This is a genomic window from Sideroxydans lithotrophicus ES-1 (genome assembly GCF_000025705.1).
Lineage (GTDB): Bacteria > Pseudomonadota > Gammaproteobacteria > Burkholderiales > Gallionellaceae > Sideroxyarcus > Sideroxyarcus lithotrophicus.
In genome coordinates this window covers 1,196,939-1,217,665 of the sequence record NC_013959.1, presented here as the reverse complement: position 1 = coordinate 1,217,665, position 20,727 = coordinate 1,196,939, and the positions used below count along the sequence as shown (strand labels likewise).

24 protein-coding genes are annotated in these 20,727 nt (G+C 55.3%); 5 read left to right on the top strand and 19 right to left on the bottom strand.

What is annotated here, in order from left to right; genetic code table 11:
• Positions 1-98 precede the first annotated feature (98 nt).
• The gene (locus tag SLIT_RS06110) at positions 99-674 is read right to left on the bottom strand and encodes a GNAT family N-acetyltransferase (RefSeq protein ID WP_013029362.1); all 576 of its coding nucleotides are present in this window, start codon (positions 672-674) and stop codon (positions 99-101) included.
• A gap of 111 nt (positions 675-785) precedes the next feature.
• Between SLIT_RS06110 and SLIT_RS06105 the strand changes: the two genes are divergently transcribed.
• Positions 786-1,583: an ABC transporter ATP-binding protein gene (locus SLIT_RS06105; RefSeq protein ID WP_013029361.1), complete on the top strand. Its 798-nt coding sequence runs from the start codon at positions 786-788 to the stop codon at positions 1,581-1,583.
• Positions 1,584-1,667: 84 nt separating this feature from the next.
• Here the strand turns inward: SLIT_RS06105 and SLIT_RS06100 are convergent, their stop codons facing one another.
• Complete coding sequence (locus SLIT_RS06100; RefSeq protein ID WP_013029360.1) at positions 1,668-3,038, bottom strand: EAL and HDOD domain-containing protein; 1,371 nt, start codon at positions 3,036-3,038, stop codon at positions 1,668-1,670.
• Between the two features lie 127 nt (positions 3,039-3,165).
• On the opposite strand from SLIT_RS06100, the gene SLIT_RS06095 reads away from it, so the two are divergent.
• The gene (locus tag SLIT_RS06095; RefSeq protein ID WP_013029359.1) at positions 3,166-3,879 is read left to right on the top strand and encodes a DUF6629 family protein; all 714 of its coding nucleotides are present in this window, start codon (positions 3,166-3,168) and stop codon (positions 3,877-3,879) included.
• Between the two features lie 118 nt (positions 3,880-3,997).
• Here SLIT_RS06095 and SLIT_RS06090 read toward each other — a convergent pair whose 3' ends face one another.
• The 5 genes from SLIT_RS06090 to rsgA all read right to left on the bottom strand — a co-directional run bounded on the left by SLIT_RS06090 (position 3,998) and on the right by rsgA (position 8,135).
• Positions 3,998-4,543 carry a hypothetical protein gene (locus SLIT_RS06090; protein WP_013029358.1) on the bottom strand — a complete coding sequence of 182 codons (546 nt, stop codon included), beginning with the start codon at positions 4,541-4,543 and terminating at the stop codon, positions 3,998-4,000.
• A 51-nt stretch (positions 4,544-4,594) separates the two neighbouring features.
• Positions 4,595-5,788, bottom strand: a complete 1,194-nt coding sequence (locus tag SLIT_RS06085; protein ID WP_013029357.1) for a DUF2157 domain-containing protein — start codon at positions 5,786-5,788, stop codon at positions 4,595-4,597.
• Positions 5,785-6,399, bottom strand: a complete 615-nt coding sequence (locus tag SLIT_RS06080) for a hypothetical protein (RefSeq protein ID WP_013029356.1) — start codon at positions 6,397-6,399, stop codon at positions 5,785-5,787. The genes SLIT_RS06085 and SLIT_RS06080 overlap by 4 nt, the downstream gene beginning before the upstream one ends.
• An 85-nt stretch (positions 6,400-6,484) precedes the next feature.
• The gene (locus tag SLIT_RS06075; RefSeq protein ID WP_013029355.1) at positions 6,485-6,970 is read right to left on the bottom strand and encodes a Crp/Fnr family transcriptional regulator; all 486 of its coding nucleotides are present in this window, start codon (positions 6,968-6,970) and stop codon (positions 6,485-6,487) included.
• Between the two features lie 106 nt (positions 6,971-7,076).
• The gene (rsgA, locus tag SLIT_RS06070; protein WP_013029354.1) at positions 7,077-8,135 is read right to left on the bottom strand and encodes a ribosome small subunit-dependent GTPase A; all 1,059 of its coding nucleotides are present in this window, start codon (positions 8,133-8,135) and stop codon (positions 7,077-7,079) included.
• A gap of 435 nt (positions 8,136-8,570) precedes the next feature.
• On the opposite strand from rsgA, the gene SLIT_RS06065 reads away from it, so the two are divergent.
• Both SLIT_RS06065 and SLIT_RS06060 read left to right on the top strand, forming a co-directional pair.
• Entirely contained in the window at positions 8,571-9,035 is a 465-nt protein-coding gene (locus SLIT_RS06065; RefSeq protein WP_013029353.1) for a group I truncated hemoglobin, read from the top strand.
• Between the two features lie 361 nt (positions 9,036-9,396).
• Entirely contained in the window at positions 9,397-10,056 is a 660-nt protein-coding gene (locus SLIT_RS06060; protein ID WP_013029352.1) for a methyltransferase family protein, read from the top strand.
• Between the two features lie 22 nt (positions 10,057-10,078).
• Here the strand turns inward: SLIT_RS06060 and SLIT_RS06055 are convergent, their stop codons facing one another.
• From SLIT_RS06055 to ettA, 12 genes are all read right to left on the bottom strand, one after another.
• Entirely contained in the window at positions 10,079-10,465 is a 387-nt protein-coding gene (locus SLIT_RS06055) for a hypothetical protein (RefSeq protein ID WP_013029351.1), read from the bottom strand.
• Positions 10,466-10,679: 214 nt separating this feature from the next.
• Positions 10,680-11,012: a type II toxin-antitoxin system RelE/ParE family toxin gene (locus SLIT_RS06050; RefSeq protein WP_013029350.1), complete on the bottom strand. Its 333-nt coding sequence runs from the start codon at positions 11,010-11,012 to the stop codon at positions 10,680-10,682.
• Positions 11,005-11,286 carry a type II toxin-antitoxin system Phd/YefM family antitoxin gene (locus SLIT_RS06045; RefSeq protein WP_013029349.1) on the bottom strand — a complete coding sequence of 94 codons (282 nt, stop codon included), beginning with the start codon at positions 11,284-11,286 and terminating at the stop codon, positions 11,005-11,007. Before SLIT_RS06045 ends, SLIT_RS06050 begins: the two co-directional genes overlap by 8 nt.
• 307 nt (positions 11,287-11,593) lie before the next feature.
• Positions 11,594-12,187, bottom strand: coding sequence for a hypothetical protein (locus tag SLIT_RS06040; protein WP_013029348.1), 594 nt, complete (start codon positions 12,185-12,187; stop codon positions 11,594-11,596).
• A 78-nt stretch (positions 12,188-12,265) separates the two neighbouring features.
• Positions 12,266-12,745, bottom strand: coding sequence for a hypothetical protein (locus SLIT_RS06035; protein ID WP_150102952.1), 480 nt, complete (start codon positions 12,743-12,745; stop codon positions 12,266-12,268).
• Between the two features lie 50 nt (positions 12,746-12,795).
• A complete protein-coding gene (locus tag SLIT_RS06030) occupies positions 12,796-13,200 on the bottom strand; it encodes a rhodanese-like domain-containing protein (RefSeq protein WP_013029346.1) in 405 nt (134 codons plus the stop codon).
• Positions 13,201-13,353: 153 nt separating this feature from the next.
• The gene (locus SLIT_RS06025; protein WP_013029345.1) at positions 13,354-13,737 is read right to left on the bottom strand and encodes a hypothetical protein; all 384 of its coding nucleotides are present in this window, start codon (positions 13,735-13,737) and stop codon (positions 13,354-13,356) included.
• Between the two features lie 84 nt (positions 13,738-13,821).
• Entirely contained in the window at positions 13,822-14,226 is a 405-nt protein-coding gene (locus tag SLIT_RS06020; RefSeq protein ID WP_013029344.1) for a rhodanese-like domain-containing protein, read from the bottom strand.
• A 100-nt stretch (positions 14,227-14,326) separates the two neighbouring features.
• Positions 14,327-15,280, bottom strand: coding sequence for an SEL1-like repeat protein (locus tag SLIT_RS06015; protein WP_013029343.1), 954 nt, complete (start codon positions 15,278-15,280; stop codon positions 14,327-14,329).
• Positions 15,281-15,423: 143 nt separating this feature from the next.
• Positions 15,424-15,906 carry an Lcl C-terminal domain-containing protein gene (locus tag SLIT_RS15130; RefSeq protein WP_013029342.1) on the bottom strand — a complete coding sequence of 161 codons (483 nt, stop codon included), beginning with the start codon at positions 15,904-15,906 and terminating at the stop codon, positions 15,424-15,426.
• A gap of 193 nt (positions 15,907-16,099) precedes the next feature.
• Positions 16,100-17,599, bottom strand: a complete 1,500-nt coding sequence (locus SLIT_RS06005) for an anti-phage protein (RefSeq protein ID WP_013029341.1) — start codon at positions 17,597-17,599, stop codon at positions 16,100-16,102.
• 28 nt (positions 17,600-17,627) lie between these two features.
• Entirely contained in the window at positions 17,628-19,298 is a 1,671-nt protein-coding gene (gene ettA, locus SLIT_RS06000; RefSeq protein ID WP_263053160.1) for an energy-dependent translational throttle protein EttA, read from the bottom strand.
• A 222-nt stretch (positions 19,299-19,520) separates the two neighbouring features.
• On the opposite strand from ettA, the gene tal reads away from it, so the two are divergent.
• Positions 19,521-20,474, top strand: a complete 954-nt coding sequence (gene tal / locus SLIT_RS05995; protein WP_013029339.1) for a transaldolase — start codon at positions 19,521-19,523, stop codon at positions 20,472-20,474.
• Positions 20,475-20,727: the final 253 nt, after the last annotated feature.

Here is a 20,727-nt window from a genome sequence, read left to right as displayed (position 1 = left end):
CGAATTGTATCTTGGTCGCCGCAAGGCAGTCGAGGCAGATGCTCCGAATGTTCCGCAGGACTGATTTCACACGCACAAGTTGATGCGAAGCTGCGGTTTTAGTTCCCGCCACAACCAGCTTCCAGAACCTTTTCCAGCACCTCGAACATCAGCCCCTCCACCTTGGGCAGGCCGAATCTCGGTTCGCCAGCCGGGAACGGCCTGACCTCGCCGCTGCGCCGGTAGCCGCGCCGCTCGTAGTAAGCGATCAATTCGCGACGCAGCGTGATCACCTGCATCTGCACACGCCCGGCACCCCATTCCGTGTATGCAAAGCGCTCAGCCTCGTCCATCAAGCGGCGGCCCGCCCCCTGCCCCTGCAACTGCGGCCTGATCACCAGCATACCCAGGTATGCCGTGGCCGTATCCACCTGTTCCACATGCACCGAGCCGATGATCCCGCCACCACACAGGCACAACAGGATGGCCGAACCGTCCTGCGCGATCAGGTGCGCGATCTCCGCCGCATCGGTGCGCTGCCCGCCCAGGATGTCCGCTTCGGTGGTCCACCCGGCACGGCTTGATTCGCCCCGATAGGCGGAGTTGACCAGCGCGACGATGGCGTCCACATCTGCCGCGTTGGCGCGGCGGAAAGTAAGGTCAGTGTTTGAGGATGGATGTCTTTGTGCAGGCAAGGCGCTCGTCCGGAATCTTTGCTGTGCAAAACAAATATGACACTGCCCCTTTAACTGCGGCCCCCAGTCATGTCAGAATGGCCGCAAGAAGCCCAAACATTGTATCGAACCATGGACAATCTGCTCGAAGTCAAAGATCTGCACCACTCCTATGGCCCACGCGAGGTGCTAAAGGGCATCAATCTCACCATCCCGCGCGGCAAAGTCGTCGGCATCATGGGCTCCAGCGGCAGCGGCAAATCCACCCTGCTGCGCCACTTCACCGGCCAGCTGCACCCTTCAAAGGGCAGCGTGAATTTCATGGGCAAAGTGCTGCATGAACTCAGCAGCAAGGAGTTGTACCAGATACGCCTGAAGATGGGCATGATGTTCCAGGTCAGCGGCCTGTTCACCGATTTGTCGGTCTTCGACAACATGGCCTTCCCCTTGCGCGAGAACACCGACCTGCCGGAAGAGATCATCCGCGACCTGGTGTTGATGAAACTGCAGGCCGTCGGCCTGCGCAACGCACACAAGCTGATGCCGAGCCAGCTTTCCGGCGGCATGGAGCGCCGCGTTGCCATGGCACGAGCGACTGCCACCGATCCCGCACTGATCATCTACGACGAACCCTTCGCCGGACTCGACCCGATCTCGCTCAACACCATCGCCAACCTGATCCGCAAGCTCAACGATGCCTTGGGCATATCGTCCGTGGTAGTGACCTACGACCTCGCCGAATCGCTCAAGATCGTCGATTACATCTATTTCATCCACGACGGCGTCGTGGTCGCGCAAGGCGAGACGAGCGAGATGATCGGTTCTCAGGATCCGTTCGTGCGCCAGTTCCTGCATGCCCAGCCGGACGGACCAGTACCCTTCCACTACCCCAGCAAACCGTATCCCGAAGAATTGCTCAAGGAAGCCTGACACGCCGCGATGGCGGCTCGAGCATGAAGGCGGGATCCCGGCCCATTGATCAGGTGGGCCGCCGCTTCACTGTTTGCACATTGCCTAATCCCTGACCGCAGCAATCTGCTGCGCCCAGGCCAATGCGTCGATCAATATGCCGGAAACTTCGGATGCATCCACACCGCATTGTGCCGCATCGGCTTCCATGCTCCCGATCCCGGACTCGATGGAGATCGCCAGCGTAAGCGCATCGTGCATCGCACTTGTCTCGCCCCTGAGTGCAGAAACGACGGCTTCCGGCAGTGCCACCTGTTTCAGCACATCCTCGAGTGGCTGCGCCAACATCACATGCATCAATGAAAAAAGACCCGTCAGGAACAACTGGTCGGCATTGGCGGGAACCCGGCCTTTGCCAGCGAGCATCTCCATGAAACGCGCACGTGTCAGCGCCTGCTCTTGCAGGACATTCTCGTGATAGCCCGGTTTCTTGCTGTCGAACAACAACAACGACAGCCAGCGGTAGAAGCGGTCCCGGCCCAGCAGCAGCAGTGCCCGCTGTATCTCTTCGATCTTTTGCAGCAGCCCGATGCCGGGCGAATTGATATAGCGCAGCAGCTTGAAGGTCAGGATCGGGTCGGTGCGCAGGCACTCCGCGATGGCATCGAATTCGGCACCGGACTGGATCATCTCGAGCGCCTGGAATACGCGCAAGTAATTGACATCGCTCTTCGACGGATGCCAGTTCTCGCGGCTGGAAACGAACGGTCCCATGAAGTAATTGAAGCCGCGCTCGAAACAATATTTGAAGTCATCCGCCGTCTGCAATCTGCTGGCGATCAGTTTCTGGCTGCTGTTGGCGGCACGCAACTCCGCGATCATCGCTTTCAGCTGGATGCCATCCAGTTGCGCGGGATCGATCTCGATGAAGTCGGCCTGGTGCAGGAACTCGGCATATTCGGGACGCGGCTGGTTGATCGCCCAGCCCTGCCTGAAGCCGAGCGCCTTGATATGTGCCAGGCTGGCACGCATCCCGGCAACATCGATCTCGGCCAGGGGGCGCGGAGTGATCATGACCACCGTGTTCGGATTGGCCAGCGCGTCGAGATGCGGATTCTGCAGCGATTCCACCGACAAGCGGATGAAAGCGTTGCGCTCGCCCAGCAAAGACGACACGCCGAGCGGTGCAAGGCTGTTCAGCATGGCATCGTCATACACGCGCCGTATCTGCGCACTCTTGTCCATCATGCGCGACTGCACGCTCTGTCCCAATGCGAACTCGTAACCTGCGATGCGCTCATTGCGGTCCAGGATCGCCTCGCGGCAGATGAAGGAAGAATGCTTTTGCGCATTCTCTTTTGACGCACCGTTCTGCGAGGGTTTCAACGGAGCGACTGCGTTCAGTTGCTGAAATGAATCCTGGGATGAAGGTCCTTTCGGCGAGCCTCCCAACATGCGGCGTATCGATTCGAGCATTTGCGATCTTCCTGTGCGGTAAACATGTCACATCATTAGGTATTGGCAATGATAACGAATTCGAGCATCCTGATGGCATGGATTCACAGATTGCCGGCTTCACATTTCGAGGAGAGATGCTTGTCATATGTGCTTTTCCGCGACTGTCAGCTATAGCGCCGCCGCCGTGCTGGTACCCACGGGCCTGTATGCCGTAAAGCAGGCCCGCCAACTGCAAGCCCCGTACTGGATGTGGGGGCTGGTCCCGCTCTTCTTTGGCCTGCAGCAGGCATGTGAGGGTCGGGTATGGCAGATGCTCGATGCGGGCGATGCCCATGCCGCGGTGCCTTACGCAATCGGGTTCCACCTGTTCTCGCACTGGCTGTGGTTGTGGTGGTTCGGCCTCGGCAGTTACGTGGTCGAGCCGGGCAAGATACGCAGGAGGATCATGGGTGGCTGCACCCTCTTCGGTGCTTTCGCCGGAACGGTGGTGTTTGCCGTCATGCTCTCCCATCCGGAATGGATGACGGTCGCGGTGCGGGAACACTCCATCGCCTACAAGTTCTCCGTCCCCTATCGCGACTCCATCCATCTGCCGATCACGCCTGCGGCACTCTATGCGCTGACCACGCTGGTGCCGCTGTTCGGTTCCAGCAACAAGCGGATCATCATCTTCGGGGGACTGGTCGCCCTGTCCAGCCTGCTGACCTCGGAGATCTATGCTTATGCCTACATCTCGGTCTGGTGTCTCTTTGCTGCCGGACTCTCGCTCTATCTCGTGTACATGATCAAGCACCTCGTCGTTCAAGCTGATTCAACCGCTCTTGCGAATCGACAAGGCGACCATCCTGCAAGCCAATAGAACAGGCAACCTTCAAGGCACATTCACGCAGAGCAAGGAATGACGGCAATTTGCAGCACACTACCTTGCAGGTCTTTGTTGGACGCGGCTTGCAGGAAGGTTAAATAGTGGAAACTGTTCACGCCATCCTGATCGAATGCACGAACGCATCGAAATCTGCGGCAGGCCGTTTGTCTACAGCGGAGGGCCCGCTGAACCCGATGATCAGGCAATATCCGGATGCCAGCAGCAGGATCATTTCGGACGCTGCCGAGAATTTCACCCCATGCTCGTTGAGCACTGACATGCCGGCCTTCATGTAGGCGCCTGTCGCCCCGGCGATCAGGTAAGGGGACAAGCGCTGTATCAGTTGAAAATCCGGATATGCCTCTTCCATCTTGGCCAGCACGACATCGATCACTGCATCAGGCCCGCCCATCTTGTGCATCACCTGCAGCGACTTGGCCGTGCACTGGATGATCGGAACACATTCATACGGATCGTTGCGAGTCTGCTGCAAGCTCAGGAATGGAATATCGGTATTGGCCCTGAGCAGCTCCTCCACCTTTTCGGAAGTGGGTGCGGCACTCAGCTTGGCCTTCCTGGCCCATGCACCCGGCAACACATCCCATCCATCCGGGATGTCGCACTCGAACCCCAGCAACTTTTCCGAGAATCTGTTCACCCGTAATTGTCCAGACCTGATCTGCCAATTGCGCGTGCCATCTGAACCGGCCTAGAGCTGCCGCCTCACCTTGATCGCGATCGTGCCGACGCCCAGGAAAGCGACGCCCATGAGCACGAGCGTGATGGGCCAGCCCAGGGAATTGGCGAAATGCTTGGCGGTGAAATAGCCGATGAAGCCGAGCATGGCGATGACCGTGGTGAACAACAGCGCCCGGCTTTGCAGCACCACGCAGGCATAGAGCATGGCCGCACTCAGCGCGAGATAGACGAGTTCGAATGACGTGTTGTGCACGAGATCGAACAACCCGCTGTAGGCCATGATCGAGCCGATGAAATAGCCGAGTCCGGTCAGGCGCGGATAGCGCCCCGCCTTGTGCAGGCCAAAGGCTGCTGACATCACGCACACGCCGGTGATCACCCCCGCCCAGTCGGCGGAAGTGGCGACCGCGATGCGGTCGAACAAGCCGCTGTTCAGCCAGATGGTGCCGATCAGCAAAGCGGGCTCCGCGAGCAAGCGCTGCGGCATCTTTTCCAGTGCGGTGGCCACCAGGAACAACGAGGCGCCCAGCACGATGGCGATGTAGGCGAACGGCACGCCGAGCATATCCAGACCCACCTGCATGAACCCGTACACAAAGAACAGTGTCGTGAACGCCAGCACCGTGAGCCGGTATTTGCCGAGCAACGCCCCCTGGTGCACGGCCATCACGCCGAACACGAACAGCGCAGCAGCACGCCAGTTGTCGCCGTGCGGATATACCTCGTGGATCAGCACGAACCAGCCACCCGTCATCGTGAACACGGAAGCGAGCGCAAGCGGCAGGATCAGCCGCGGATATTTGTCCTCATGCAGCGCGGAAACCAGCACGATGAGCAGGATGTAGCCCACGCCCAGCGTCGTGAAGACCCGCATCGCACTGCCCATGCTCTGCCAGAACGTGCCGATATAAGTGCCGACGCCGGCGAGGATGAAGATCGCCCCCAGATAGATGAACAGCGTCTTGGCGACATCGCCCCTGCTGCGTTTGGCAGCCACAGGCCGGGCCGCGGCAGGCACACGCAAGGCGGCGTCGACTTCGGCAGGCGTGATGTCGTAGTTGCGCATCAGCTGCGCGATGCTCTCCAGCGCGCTGGCCTTGTCCGTCACGCTGGACGCGCCCAGGAGCCCGGCCAGCAGCGGCCAGCCCCACATGCCGCCGCCGAGCAGCACGACGATGACGATCAGCAGCAACAGCCAGATCATGGCGCCACGACCCAGCCGACGAAGTGCGTGTTGTTGGCGTAATACAGATTGTTGCCTGCATTCGGCAGGCGGATGCTGCGCCCTTTCTTCGTCAGCACCGCCTCGTTGCGGTAGCGCCCGGAATAGAACAGGCCGGTGAATACGTCGCCCGAATAGCCGTTCGTCCCCGCGCTGAATTCGTAACCGTCCGGCGCGACGCTGGACGAATCGACCGTCAGCCCGACCAGATCGGGAACTTCGATCGGCGTGATCTTTGCCGTATCGGCGGGCGTAACAGGCCTTTGCCCGAGCGGCACCAGGCCGGGCGGCAGCATGATGGGGATCTCCTGCACCCCGCCGGTCTTCGGGCTGTATCGCCACAGACGCGGCTTCTGGTAACCCATCGCACTGCCCAGGTAGACGACTTGCACCTTATGATCCACGACGGAGATCTGCACACCGTTCTGGTAATTGTTGTAGTTGTTGTATTCCGTCGCGTAGAGCACATCGTATTTCGGCGGATCGACCAGCAGCGCAGGTATCCCCGACACCAGCAGGAACACGACAACGAGCAGCAGCGGCAAGCCCAGCCCGAAAGCGATGGTGGGATTCTCGCGGAGGAATGATTTCATGCAAGCCTCTCCTTAATGATTGCGCCTTGATGCGATTAGCTGCCTTTCGGGAACTGTGGCCTGTCCCCGATCACTTCCCGTTTTATCAGTATCTGCCCTGCGTCTTGGAGATGTAATTGGTCAGCTCCGCGCTTTCCTGATTCATGCGGGCAAGGTTGGCATGGGTGACGCGGAACAGCGCGCGCATCACCTTGAAGGCCAGGCGCGGATTCTTGTCCAGGCATGATTCAAAATTGGCAGGGTCCAGCGTGAAGACCGTGGCATCCCCCATGGCTTGCAGCGTGGCCTTGCGCGGCGACTGCTCCACGAAGGCGCGGGTGCCGGCGCATTCGCCCTCTTTCATGATGTAGACCTGCTTGTTGACGCCCCCCGCATCCTTGCTGGTGACGGCGAGCTTGCCCGAAGCAAGAATGAACAAGGTCCGATCGGCCTCGCCTTCCTTCACCAGCATTTCGCCGTTCTTCAGATGGCGCACACCCAGCTTCTCAGCCAGCAGCCTGGCTTCGTCTTCCGTGAGCTCCGTGCCCACCGTCGAGTTGCGAACCTGTTTGTAGTCTGCAATGTCGCTCATTAACTTCTCCCCTTTATTGTTTTTGGTGAATGAAAAAATTCTGTGGCGCGGCAGTATCAGTCAACCAACACCTGTTGCATATCCCCCTTTAGCGCTATCACTCGGCTCACTTCTGCTGTCCTTTTAACACTGATTTGACGTACTTGCCGAACGCCTTGTCCTTCTTGCGCTTGTCCACATACGACATCTCGTTGAAATCGGACTCGGCCTTGAGCTTCAGGTAGCTCTGGTAATGCTCCGCGTTCAGCTCGCCGCTTTCGATGGCCTTGCGGATCGCGCAGCCCGGCTCGTTGGTGTGGCGGCAATCGGCGAAGCGGCATTGTGAGACAAGCGCCTTGATATCGGCGAAGCTGTCATCCAGCCCTTCGCCCGCGCTCAGGATACCCAGCTCGCGCATGCCCGGCATGTCGATCAGCAACGCGCCATTGTCGAGCATGACCAGATGGCGGCGCGTGGTGGTGTGCCTGCCCTCGCCCGTGCCGCTGACAGCACCGGTCTCCAGCGCGTCACGGCCCAGCAGCTGATTGATCAGCGTCGTCTTGCCCACGCCGGAAGAGCCGAGCAGACAATAGGTCTTGCCCGGCCGCATGAGCTGCTTCACCTGCTCCACGCCCTCGCCCGTCACGTTGCTGAGCGCGATGATCCGGGCCGTGATGCCCGCCGTGCGGATATGCTCGAGCATGCGCTCCAGCTCCACCGCGCTCACCAGGTCCGTCTTGGTCAGCAGCAGCACCGGCTCGATGTGCCCCTCGTTCACCATCACCAGATAGCGCTCCAGCCTGCGCACATTGAAATCGAAATGGCACGACTGCACGATGAACGCCACATCGATGTTCGCCGCGATCATCTGGAAATCGATGTTCTTGCCGGGAGACTTGCGCCGCAGGAAAGACCTTCTGGGCACCACATCATGGATGCTCGCATGCATATCCGCATCGCGATACTGCACATACACCCAATCGCCGACACAGGGCATATCCACCGAAGATGCCGCGGTGTGAAGGAATTTGCCCGTCAGCTCGGCAGGCACCTCGCCCTGCTCATCCCGGACGACATAGCGCCCGCGATCGACCGCAGTCACCCGGGCCAGGCGCAGGCCCGATTTACACCGCTTGCTTGCCTGTTCCTGCAACTGGCTATCCAAACCAAGTCCGGTCAGTTCCATGGTGAGCCTGTGCCTTCCAAGACAGAAAAGAACATCGCCTTCGCGGGCGATATGAAAAAAACCAATGCGATGCTGCGCCTTTGGTCATGCCGCCATGGTGGGCCTGATGCCAGATTATCTCAACCTTGTTTCCGTTTCAGCGCCGACTTCAACCTCTTCCCGAACGTCCCGCCCTGCTTGCGCTTGTCCAGCCAAGGCATCTCGTCGAATTCCGCTTCGGCCTGGAGTCTCAGGCGACTCTGGCGATGTGCCGAAGCCTGCCAGTTCTTTCAGTTCGTAATGCCGAGTAACTCTATCGCCTACTTGTCAAAATTCCGTTAAATAATGTATTTTTGATATATGTTATGAGCAGGAATTAATTTAGTATTCCCCTGCCGTTGTAAAAAAACAGTCAACGGCGAATCAAATTAAACTAAATCTATGGGGAGTATTGGTATGGAAAACTTCGGGGTGCTGCTATTTGTATTTTCACCATTCATTATTTTGGCATTGATGATTCTGGCGAGCGGTAAACCAGAGCCAACCCCCGCAGCCAAGCAATCCATCTATCAGCAACTCGGCGGCGAAGCAGCGGTCAATGCTGCAGTCGACATCTTCTACCGCAAGGTCCTGAAAGATGCGCGTATCAGCCATTTCTTCGAAGGCGTCGACATGGAACGGCAAGCAGCCAAACAAAAGGCGTTCCTGACCATGGCATTCGGCGGCCCGCACAACTACACCGGGGAAGACATGCGCCGCGGCCATGCGCACCTGGTCAAGCAGGGCCTGAACGATTCCCATTTCAACGCAGTGATGGAGAACCTGGGCGCTACGCTCATGGAACTGAAAGTGCCCGGCCACCTGATCACGCAATGCGCCGCGATCGCCGAAAGCACACGCAAGGACGTGCTGGGAAAATAACAAGCGCCGGTATTCCGGCGTGCAGCAACCTCGGTCAAGGGGGACCTGTTCATTAAATAGAAAACAGGCGTGCGGGCAGAGGTTGCAATTCAAAAGCGGCTTGAGGGCTCTCTCTCAAACCGCTTTTATTTTTATCACGCATCGACAGTGTCCGCCGTCGCTACGCGTGGCGATCCCGCAGCAGTATTCAAGGGTTCACTTGCGCCCATCCTTCAATAACGACTTCACCATCTTCCCGAACCCGTCTGTATCATTCACAAAACCCTGCGGCAGATCGAAACAACCATTCGGTCCGGCCTGAAACTGGATCGCTTTTGGCAGAACGTAGACAAAACCTTTGAAAGAAAGGCCGTGATATCGCATGACTGAATCCGCCTGGCAAAACGTCGTATTGCTGGCAATCTGCTGGATAGGCTACTTCGCCCTGCACTCCGCATTGGCATCGCTGACGGTGAAGCGCAAGGTTGCCGCAGCCTGGCCCAAGCTGATGCCGTATTACCGGTTGACGTTCAACCTCCTGGCATCGCTGCTGATCCTGCCGATCCTGTGGCTCACCTATCGAGATCCGGGGCCGCTGTTGTGGCACTGGCAAGGTGCCACCGCGTGGCTGGCAAACGGGCTGGCGCTGGCAGCACTGTTCGGCTTCTGGCTGAGTCTCAAAAGCTACGACATGCAGGAATTCCTCGGCCTGCGCCAGTTGCGGCTCCACCTCCGCAAGGTCGAGGATCAGGAACACTTCCATCTCTCCCCGTTCCACCGCCACGTGCGCCACCCCTGGTATTTCTTCGGCCTGGTGCTGGTGTGGACGCGCGACATGAACGCGACGACGCTGCTATCCAGCGTGTTCATCACGCTGTATTTCGTCATCGGATCGCGCCTGGAAGAGCAGAAACTGTTGACCTATCACGGCGATACTTACCGCCGCTATATGGCGCGCGTTCCCGGCCTGATACCGCTGCCATGGAAGTCCCTTACGGCGGAGGAAGCCAGGGTGCTGTTGAATACACAAGCAGAGGATTGATGGAGCCCGGAACTTCGATCACCTATTCCAGCGCCCCCTGCCAGAGCATGTCGTAACCCAATTCCTTGCTCTCGACACACAGCTTGGCCAAGGCCGCGAATTTATCCTTGAATGCCTTGTCCGCGTGCGACCGCTCATGCTGCTCGAAAGACTTCCAGTAGGTCACGATCGCAATATGCTTTTCCGCCGATCTCGAATCGCTCAACGAACCTTCGTCCGAAACGAAACCGGAGAACTCATAGACCTGACCGGCAACGAAGCCCCCCTTGTCGCCGCCGTAAGTGTCTTTCACCACATTGCACATCTCGGCCAGCGCCACTTCGACATCTTCGAAAGGCACGCCGGGTTTGATCGTAGCCGTATTGAATAGCATCTTTGCCCCGAAAGGGATAGTGACAGGAGAGAACATGATGGACCTCCAGTTGAAGTGAATCAGATTGAAAGGAATCGCCCAAGCCAACCACAGGCATGACACTGTGTACCTTTGCAGACCTGACTTCAACCCTTTTCCAATCGGTATTACTGCGGTCCTGAACATCGTGGGGACACGACTACGATTTTCGCACTAGTGTTTCTGAAACCGTGGTCCGTCCCTGATTGTTCTCGCGATTTAACAGGCTCTGCTAGCGAGCGAGACGGTTGAGCAGCACCGTCTGCAAATCACGCCGACTATCCAGCACCGCCATAATCAAGACTTGCTTGTTATCAACCCGGTAAACGATGCGCCAAGGCGCACTGATCAGCTCCCGGTATTGCGAGATGCCGGTATGCAATAACTCAGGCACGACACGACCGCGATTGGGCAAAGTAATCAGAAGTGCGGCTTTGGTTTCCAGCTTTTGCAGGATCGCCAGCGCATCTTCAATACTATCCTGTGCAATGTACTCGATGATCTCCGTCAAATCCTGCTGTGCCGTGTGCGACCACAACACCTGATACGACTTTGTTTCAGCCATGTCGCTTTTGCTGCTTCAGCAAAGACGTGCGCAGGGTATCAAATACCTTGGCTTGCGGAGTTAGGCGATTCTTCTGTGCATCGGCCTCGCCCTGAACCATCAGCTTCAACATCAGAAATGCATCCTGCTGCGCGCGGTAGGTTGCGTAGTCCTGCACCACCGCACTCGCCGTACCGTTCTGCGTCAAAATGATATTGGCTCCCCCGCGCGTCTCCTGCAACAAACGGCTGGCGGAGGCTTTAAAATCGGTCAGGCTGATGATTTGTTCTTGCATGATAGATCACCGAATAAAGACTGAATACGGTCATTCTAGCAGGGGATAAATGATTGGCAAGCGAATCATTGCGGGTTGATGGCGGAATTCCGATTGAAGGTATAACCGAGCAAAACGGTTTGAAGGAAATATTCGAACACGACCCCTTTAATCACGCTGTATCGCTACCTGCCAGAACAAGACCGGATGGACATACTCGCCATCCGGCATCAACGAGAAAGCGGATTGATGGAGTAATTCAGATTGAAGGTATAGCCGAGCAAAACGGTTTGAAAAAATATTCGCACACGCCCCCTTTAATTCCGAGTTATGGCTGCGCACCCAATTCGTGGATTCGTTTTTTGATAGCGGGTTCCCAGCCGCTTCCTGCACCAACCCGGTTTAGCCATTGGAACATTTCCAATTCACTGGGCTTCTCTGTTTTCCTGATACTAAATTTGTAGGAATGGGCTCCCAGAAAGCTACTATCGTATTCAAGAAAGTCGAAGCTCCCGAAGAATTTTATTTGCCCCGGTTTTACTTCTATTACATATTTTTCGTCATATAACGGTAGCTGATCAAAAAGCTCACCCGTTCGAAAACTAACCAGATAGTACTTGCCAGGCTTAAGATTGGGGACAACAAAATAGTTGTTATCCAATTCGATATTTGGCTCTCCATTTCCGAAGTAAACCGCTTTGTCTTTGGTCATGAAATTTACTTCGCTCAGGTAAAGCTTATTGTTTTCCGGATTTTCCTTTTTGTTATTGGGATAACCGATATACCCGATGAGCATCGCAGAATCGGCTTTTTCCTTTTTAGGAAGTACCCAAGACTCTGCTTTGGGCTTTGTTGATCCACAGCCAGCGAATATTGAAAGCACAGCAACATACACGACCAGCACTGAGATTTTTCTAATCATTATTAAACCCTCGGACTATACGTTCATAAACATATTGAAACTATATTGAGCTTGGCCCCTTTGATTGCGATTTCATTTTCAAACACAGATTTCGCGCAAAACAATTCGACTCCGGTACCTTTTGTTTCTCTTGCCCTGCCATGGCTTGGCATATTCCCAATACCGGTAATGCGGCCAAAGCTGGGGAGACACAAAGAGTTCCCATGCGTTTTCAAGCTCATGAAAGTAACCATTCCCGCTGGATTGGGAAGTTTGCACGTAGACTCCCTCGACATTGTTCACCGTGCGGAATATCGACTCCCCCGCATCGACACATAATTCTTTCAACCGGGCTTCAAGAGAAGTCAGCCGCGAAGCAATTTGCGAACATTGATTCTTGGCCGCGTCATCTTTGGGCGTGATGCACTCGGGAAAAAGGGATCGCTCCGTAATGGGCTGGGCAAGGCGGTAATAGGCCGGAGCGGGAGTGAAGGGAATGGCGTTGCCATCTGCCGCAACACTTTCACGCGGCATCACCATCGCACACAGCATCAAGCTTACACAAGCAACATTCTTCATTCTGCCCCCTCGGCTCCGCCGCCTTTGGTTCTCGGATGTATCTGAATAAATCACTGCGGCCGCAGCTGCATGTCCAGTTTTTCGAGAGGAAGTCCGGCTGTTTTCCATTCGGCTATCCCGCCTTTCACCACGAACACCTGGGTGAATCCTGCTTTTTGCAGTTGCTCCATTGCGCGGGGTGCCCGCAGGCCGGAATGGTCGATCACCATCACAGGTTTGCCCTTGTATGACTCCAACTCCGCCATGCGCAAGGCAAGGTGACCGTACGGTATGTTCATCGTGTTCGGTATATGGAACTCTTTGTAGTCATCGGCTTCACGGACATCCAACAACAGCTCGCCGCGAGCCTGCCGCTCCGCAGCCGCTTTGACATCCACCAACTGCTCATCCTTCGGACCACACCCCGACAGGAACAACACGGCCAGTGCGATGAGGCATCTTTGAATTCCGGTCATCTCGATTCGCTCCATGATGAAGTTGTTGCGCTGCCAGCCACACCTTCGAAAACTATTGCGATGCTGACCCCATTAGCTCCTCTTGCATGATAAGTCACCGAATAAGGACTGAATACGGTCATTCTAGCAGGGGGTGAATGATTGACAAGCGAATCATTGCGGGTTGATGGCGGAATTCCGATTGAAGGTATAACCGAGCAAAACGGTTTGAAGGAAATATTCGAACACGACCCCTTTAATCGTTGGGAAATAGCTGCTGTACTTTCCGCCTGCTTCAAGCACTAGCTTTTCCAGTTGCTCGTCCAACGCGTACAGTTTTTCGATATTTGTTATTTCCGGTGTCTTGGGAATAGCCAGGAATGCTGCCCTGATCTGCTCAAACCGCGGCTTGAATGGCTCAAACCAGAAGCGAACCTCGGTCCTGGCAGCGGCAGGTCGCCCTATTCCTTCCCGAAAACCAAACTGCCAAATCAGCAAAATGGCAAGAAGCACCAATGTCAGCAGTGCCAACCAGAGCCGCATACCTTTCGTGATCATGTCAGCCTTTCACGGAAACATTCAGAACAGTTCGACTACAGCACCTGTGACCTGGCCCTATCTGCTGCGCGGTATCTGAAAAGATCACTGCGGCTGCAGCTGCATGTCCAGTTTTTCGAGAGGAAGACCGGCGGCTTTCCATTCGGCTATCCCGCCTTTCACCACGAACACCTGGGTGAATCCTGCTTTTTGCAGTTGCTCCATTGCCCGGGGTGCCCGCAGGCCGGAATGGTCGATCACCATGACCGGTTTGCCCTTGTATGGCTCCAACTCCGCCATGCGCAAGGCCAGATGACCGTACGGTATGTTCATCGTGTTCGGTATGTGGAACTCTTTGTAGTCATCGGCTTCACGCACATCCAACAACAGCTCGCCGCGAGTCTGCCGCTCGGCAGCCGCTTTCACATCCACCAACTGCTCATCCTTCGGACCACACCCCGCCAGGATCAATACGGCCAGTGCGACGATGCATCTTTGAATTCCGGTCATCTCGATCTGCTCCTTGATGAAGTTGTTGCGCCGCCACCCACACGCTTTGAAAACTATTGCGATGCTGCCCCTTTTAGCTCCCGCCCCCATATCACTCAAATCACTTTTGTTTCAGCTTCGCCAATATTTCTTGCGCTTCAACATGCCCCTGATCGGCAGCTTTACGGTACCAATAAACCGCCTTCTTCATGTCCTGTTTTACGCCATCGCCAGTTCCATACATTACCCCGAGGTTTCGTTGAGCATTTGCGAAACCGTGCTCAGCAGCCCTGCTGAACCACTTATATGCTTGAGCAGTATCTCTGGCCACACCCTGTCCCCTGATATACATTAGTCCCAAATTATCCTGCGCATCTAAATCACCCTTCTTGGCAGCTTTGAGATACCACTGTGCGGCAACTGCCTCGTCTTTTGCAACACCTCTGCCTGATGCATACATAACCCCTAAACAATTCTGCGCCCCTGCATGCCCCAGCTTTGCAGCCTTGCGATACAACACGACCGCATGAGCATCATCTCTCTTCACTCCCAGGCCGTTTGCATACATCCATCCCAAGTTTTGCAATCCGTTGGCATTATTCGATTCTGCAGCCTTGCGATACCATTGCACAGCCTGCACATCGTCTTTTACAACGCCCCGGCCATTGGCATACATAGCGCCCAGATTTTGTTGCGCTATGGAAAACCCCTGCTCTGCTGCCTTGCGATACCACATAACAGCCTGCACATCATCTTTTTCTATACCCAATCCTCGTTCATACATAGTTGCCAAGTTATTTTGGGCTGGCGCGTATCCCTGCATTGCAGATTCACGATACCACTTGGCTGCCAATGAATAATTTATTGAAACACCACCAGTTCCGTTTTCGTATATATGAGCCAAATCGTGCTCAGCAATAGCATCACCTCGCTCCGCCAGCGAAATGAGCACTTGAAAAGTATTAGCTGGTACCTTTCCCGCACTTTGCTGACTAGCTTCTAGCTGCCCCGCAATTCCACAACTAGAAGATGATGCAATCAGTAGAACAATGCACGTATTTATCAAGTTACGCATTGAGAGCACCTTAGGAAATTAAGAAATTCAAATGCAGCGTGACGGGGATAGGTCTTGCATTGACGAACGCAAAACGAGTATGTTGTATTGCAAGACCTGACCCCGAAGTTCTAGACTACTGCAATGCGGCTATTTGCTCCGCGTCACTTCTTTTGCAATCTTCCTGATCGAACAAACCTGACCAGATGATTTGATCTTTCATCACGGTAAGTTGAATCGCCCCTATCGAATAGAACGTAGTAGTAGCCTTCTCTATCGGAGTTGTATTCGCCCGTCCAATAATAGCAACAGGCAAATCCCGGGAACGCCTTGTCATCAATATATGGTTTTACGTCGTATTTTATTAGTGTAAGAAGTTCACTATGTGTTGGTAGGCGCCACCCATCTTTCTCCTTTTCTTTGGCCTGGGGTAGTGTCATTGGCATAGCTCCCCCAACACAACTCTTGCCAAAAAACTTCTGCCCTATAGCGCAGCGCTGCCAAGTCAGATCAAAGGCATTGTCATATAACAAATCGCCATCAAATTCCCACCGCTCGTCAGATTGAACGGATTGAAGATTCCCACAATAGCCGACGTTCGAAAATGCAACTCCCAACACCAGTAAAACGCTCAGATGTATTTTCATTTGTATGCACCTTAACAGTATTTGGATGGACTCGATTCGGGCGACGCGGGGTCAGGTCTTGCGACGCGGCGACGGGGTCAGGTCTTGCATTGACGCATCGCAAAAAGAGAATGTTGCATTGCAAGACCTGACCCCGTAATTCTTTGCATTGCAAGACCTGACCCCGTAATTCTCCAGTTGCTTAGTTCTTCGGTTATGGGCGTGAGATTTCCATTCCATTGCTTATCGCGTATACAACCTTAGGATCTCTAATTTCGTACACCACTGCGCTTTCCTTCTTAGTTGTCAGCTCCTTTACCAACCCCATATTCTTCATGGCCGTAACGTAGTTTGGGGCCGATGAACCGCTAACACCCGCCTTTTCATTTAGTTCGTTTTTTGTGAAAGTGTGCGTACCAAGCTTTAAAAGATGCGCAATGTAGCTATACACATCCATGCTGTTCGCTCTTGATTTAGAATTTCTAGGGTAATATTCGAAGAAATTGAACTTAGATACAAATTCTCGCACTCCCTCTCGGATGTGCATACTGGAAATCTTACTTAATGCAGGGCTAGCCTTGAAAGCCATTAGAAATATTTCATCCAGAAGGTGGATGAGATCACGAGGATTCTTGTTTGCTATCAGAAAAATGTCATTGATTTCATCTTCTGACACGTCCGCGGCAAATAAGTCACGATAGTTCGTCAGTTGTTCCCCAGAGAATACTGCCAGTCTCCTGTTTAATAATTTTTCAAGACTTGGTTTATCCCACGCAACCTCAAATGTGCTCATTTTTGACAGCCGCGCTCCCTCCTTCGCCAAGTAACCGAGCGGTATGCTCCAAGAGCAAACAACGAACGTCGCGCCAGAATCAAGTAGGAGATTATTGTCTAGTACAATCTTGCTCAAAAAGTCAGCTATTTCCTCAGCGTCGTTCTCCAACTTTTGATTCTCATCAATCTTGTCAATGACAATTACAAGACCACCTATCCCAAACCGTTTAACCAACGACGAGACATCCTTCAACACTTTAAAGTTCGCTTTAGCTTGAGATATATCGTCGAGCTTGGCGGCGGCAAGCTGAGGAAAATAGTCTTTGTGTTTTGGTAGATCAAGATCTGGTAATCCAGGGTATGTCTTCTTTATTGCGTCCGTGGCAAAAATCACGGCGATATTTGCCGCAAAATTTAACGGATACCTGAGTAGATCATAACCCCTCGATAACAACGTCCTTATCGCACCCTGCTGCATCCCCCTAATTCTCTCCTGAAGTCGGGACTGGCTGATTTCGGTAATGTGGAATTTAAGCAGGTAAGCTAGCAAGAACCGATCATTTTCTGGAATTGTCAGGGTTCTATATTTGTGCTCCGCAAGCCACAGTAATAACTTCTCGGCAACACCATTTAGTATGAAACGATATAAATCGTTCGGGGTGTACCCTTTTTCCAGATCTGAATATTCGTCAAGGACAACCACGAGCGAGTTTTTCTCTTTTTCTTTTACCAACTCGTAGGTAAGTGCGGTTTTCCCAGTACCTCTTTCCCCTTTGAGAATGACAGTTGCGCCCTTGCCAAAAATCTCAACCAGAGGAGCATAGACATTTGGCTTCACGAAAATGTCTTTGAGCCGCTCTTTTTCCTGTTCAGCAGAGAAAATTGAAAATGGATATTCGACTAGGCCGAAATTCCTGTAAAACTCCTCGAATGCGCTCATGTATCTCCCTTGGCGGAACGTCAAACTGTTACCGACTAATCGGCTTATACCGAATCCTCTTAGGCTTCGCCCCTTCCTCGCCTAACCGTTTACGTTTGTCCGCCTCATATTCCTGATAGTTGCCATCAAAGAACGTCCACTTGGAATCGCCTTCGCAGGCGAGGATGTGGGTGGCGATGCGGTCGAGGAACCAGCGGTCGTGGGAGATGACGGCGACGCAGCCGGCGAACTCAAGCAGTGCATCTTCGAGCGCGCGCAGGGTTTCCACATCGAGGTCGTTGGAGGGTTCATCGAGCAGCAGCACGTTGCCGCCGGAGATGAGGGTTTGCGCCAGGTGCAGGCGGCCGCGCTCACCGCCGGAGAGTTGGCCGACGATCTTGGCCTGGTCTGCGCCCTTGAAGTTGAAGCGGCCGATGTAGGCGCGCGCCGGGGTTTCGTATTTGCCCACGGTGAGGATGTCGTTGCCGCCGGAGATGGCGTCGAACACGGTCTTGTCGTTCTCCAGCCCTTCGCGCGATTGGTCGACGAAGGCGATCTTCACGGTCTGGCCGATCTTCACTTCGCCGCTGTCCGGTTTTTCCTTGCCGGTGATCATGCGGAACAGGGTGGATTTACCCGCGCCGTTGGGGCCGATGATGCCGACGATGGCGCCGGGCGGGATCTTGAAGCTGAGGTTGTCGATCAGCAGGCGGTCGCCATAGGCTTTGCTCACGCCGTCGAATTCGATGACTTCGTTACCCAGACGTTCGCCGACGGGGATGAAGATTTCCTGCGTTTCGTTGCGGGCCTGGTGTTCCTGCGAATTGAGTTCTTCAAAGCGGGCGATACGCGCCTTGGATTTGGCCTGGCGCGCCTTAGGGTTCTGGCGCACCCATTCCAGTTCCTGTTTCATCGCTTTTGAATGCGCATCGAGTTGCTTCTGTTCCTGCGCCAGGCGCTCGCCCTTTTGTTCCAGCCAGCTGGAGTAGTTGCCCTTCCAGGGGATGCCGTGGCCGCGGTCGAGTTCGAGGATCCATTCGGCGGCGTTGTCGAGGAAGTAGCGATCGTGGGTAACGGCGACCACGGTGCCGGGGAAGCGCACGAGGAATTGTTCCAGCCATTCCACCGATTCGGCATCCAGGTGGTTGGTGGGTTCGTCCAGCAGCAGCATGTCGGGCTTTTCCAGCAGCAGCTTGCACAGCGCCACTCGGCGCTTCTCACCGCCGGAAAGGTTCTTGATCACGGCATCCCATTCCGGCAGGCGCAGCGCATCGGCGGCGATCTCCATCTGGTGCGAGGCATCGCTGCCGCTGGCGGCGATGATGTTTTCCAGGCGGGCCTGCTCGGCGGCGAGCGCGTCGAAGTCGGCATCCGGCTCGGCATAGGCGGCATACACCGCATCCAGCTTGGATTGCGCTTCCATCACTTCGCCCAGCGCGGATTCGACTTCCTGGCGCACGGTCTTGGATGCGTCGAGTTGCGGCTCCTGCGGCAGGTAGCCGATCTTCATGTTGGGCAGGTGCTGCACCTCGCCGTCGTATTCCTTGTCCTGCAACGCCATGATGCGCAGCACGGTGGATTTCCCCGAGCCGTTCAGACCCAGCAGGCCGATCTTGGCGCCGGGGAAGAAGCTGAGGGAGATATCCTTGATGATCTGACGCTTGGGGGGAACGATCTTGCTCACGCGGAGCATGGACATTACATATTGACCTTGTGCCATTTTATTGCGCTTTCTTGGGTGAGGGACAGAAGGCGCGTAGCTTACCGTAAAGCGGAGGGAACTAGAATGGTGTTCCCCTTGCCCACAGCAGACGGGGGAATGGCATTTCGGCTTTACCCCCTGATCAGCAAAGGCTCAATATGTGCCACCCTGTACTGCGACGCGCAGACGAATCGGCCCAGGCGCTCGCTGCCGTGAGGCCACCTACCCGGAGGAGAGACCATGTCCAATCTGCTTGAACAACTGAAATCCATGACCGCAATCGTCGCCGACACCGGCGATATCGAGGCAATACGCGCCCATCAGCCGGAAGACGCGACCACCAACCCTTCCTTGCTGCTGAAGGCGGCAAGCTTGCCCGAATATGCCCCGTTGATCGCCGATGCACTGACGTGGGCGAAGTCGCAAGGCAAGGACCGGGAACAACAGGCACACGACGCGATAGATAAACTGGCGGTGAACGTCGGGCTGGAAGTGCTGAAGATCGTGCCGGGGCGCATCTCGACCGAAGTGGATGCGCGGCTGTCGTTCAATACACAGGCCATGCTGGCAAAGGCACGCAAGCTGATACGGCTCTACAACGAGGCAGGCGTCCGCAATGAGCAGGTATTGATCAAGGTCGCTTCGACATGGGAAGGCATACGCGCCGGCGAGATCCTCGAGCACGAAGGCATCCATTGCAATCTCACCCTGATGTTCGGTTTCGCCCAGGCTCGCGCCAGTGCCGAGGCGGGCGTGACGCTGATCTCGCCTTTTGTCGGGCGTATCTTCGATTGGCAAAAAGCCAAGGAGGGGCGCACCGACATTCCTGCGGAAGAAGATATGGGGGTGCTTTCGGTGCGCAAGATCTACCAGTACTACAAGGAGCACGGCTACCCGACCACGGTGATGGGCGCATCGTTTCGCAATAGCGGCGAGATACTGGCGCTGGCCGGCTGCGACCGCCTGACCATCAGTCCGGCGCTGCTGCAGGAGCTGCAAGGCGCCCAGGGCGCGCTGCCACGCCGCCTGCATTACGCAGGCGCGATCAAGCCGCGCCCTGCCTCGATGACCGAGGCCGAGTTCCGCTGGGAGATGAACGAGGATGCGATGGCGACGGAGAAGCTGGCCGAAGGGATACGCGGGTTCACTGCGGACCAGATCAAGCTGGAAAAAGCGTTGTCGGATAAGTTGTGAAGTTGAAACCGCGCAGGGCGAACCTTGATCCCGCTTGCCCTTCCCTACCCTTTTGAGCTTTCACCATTTTTTCACCTTCCCGGGTGCGGGACATGAAGGTGCATGGCCTGCCGCAAAACAGAATCAGCCGCTGCAGCCGAGGAAAGGCGGCTAGTCCGGGCGGATTTTCGTTATCATTCGGAAAAAGGCCACGGCGCGCAGGGCTGGATATCCTCCTCCGCAGCCATCCAACCACCTTGCGCACGAACAACAC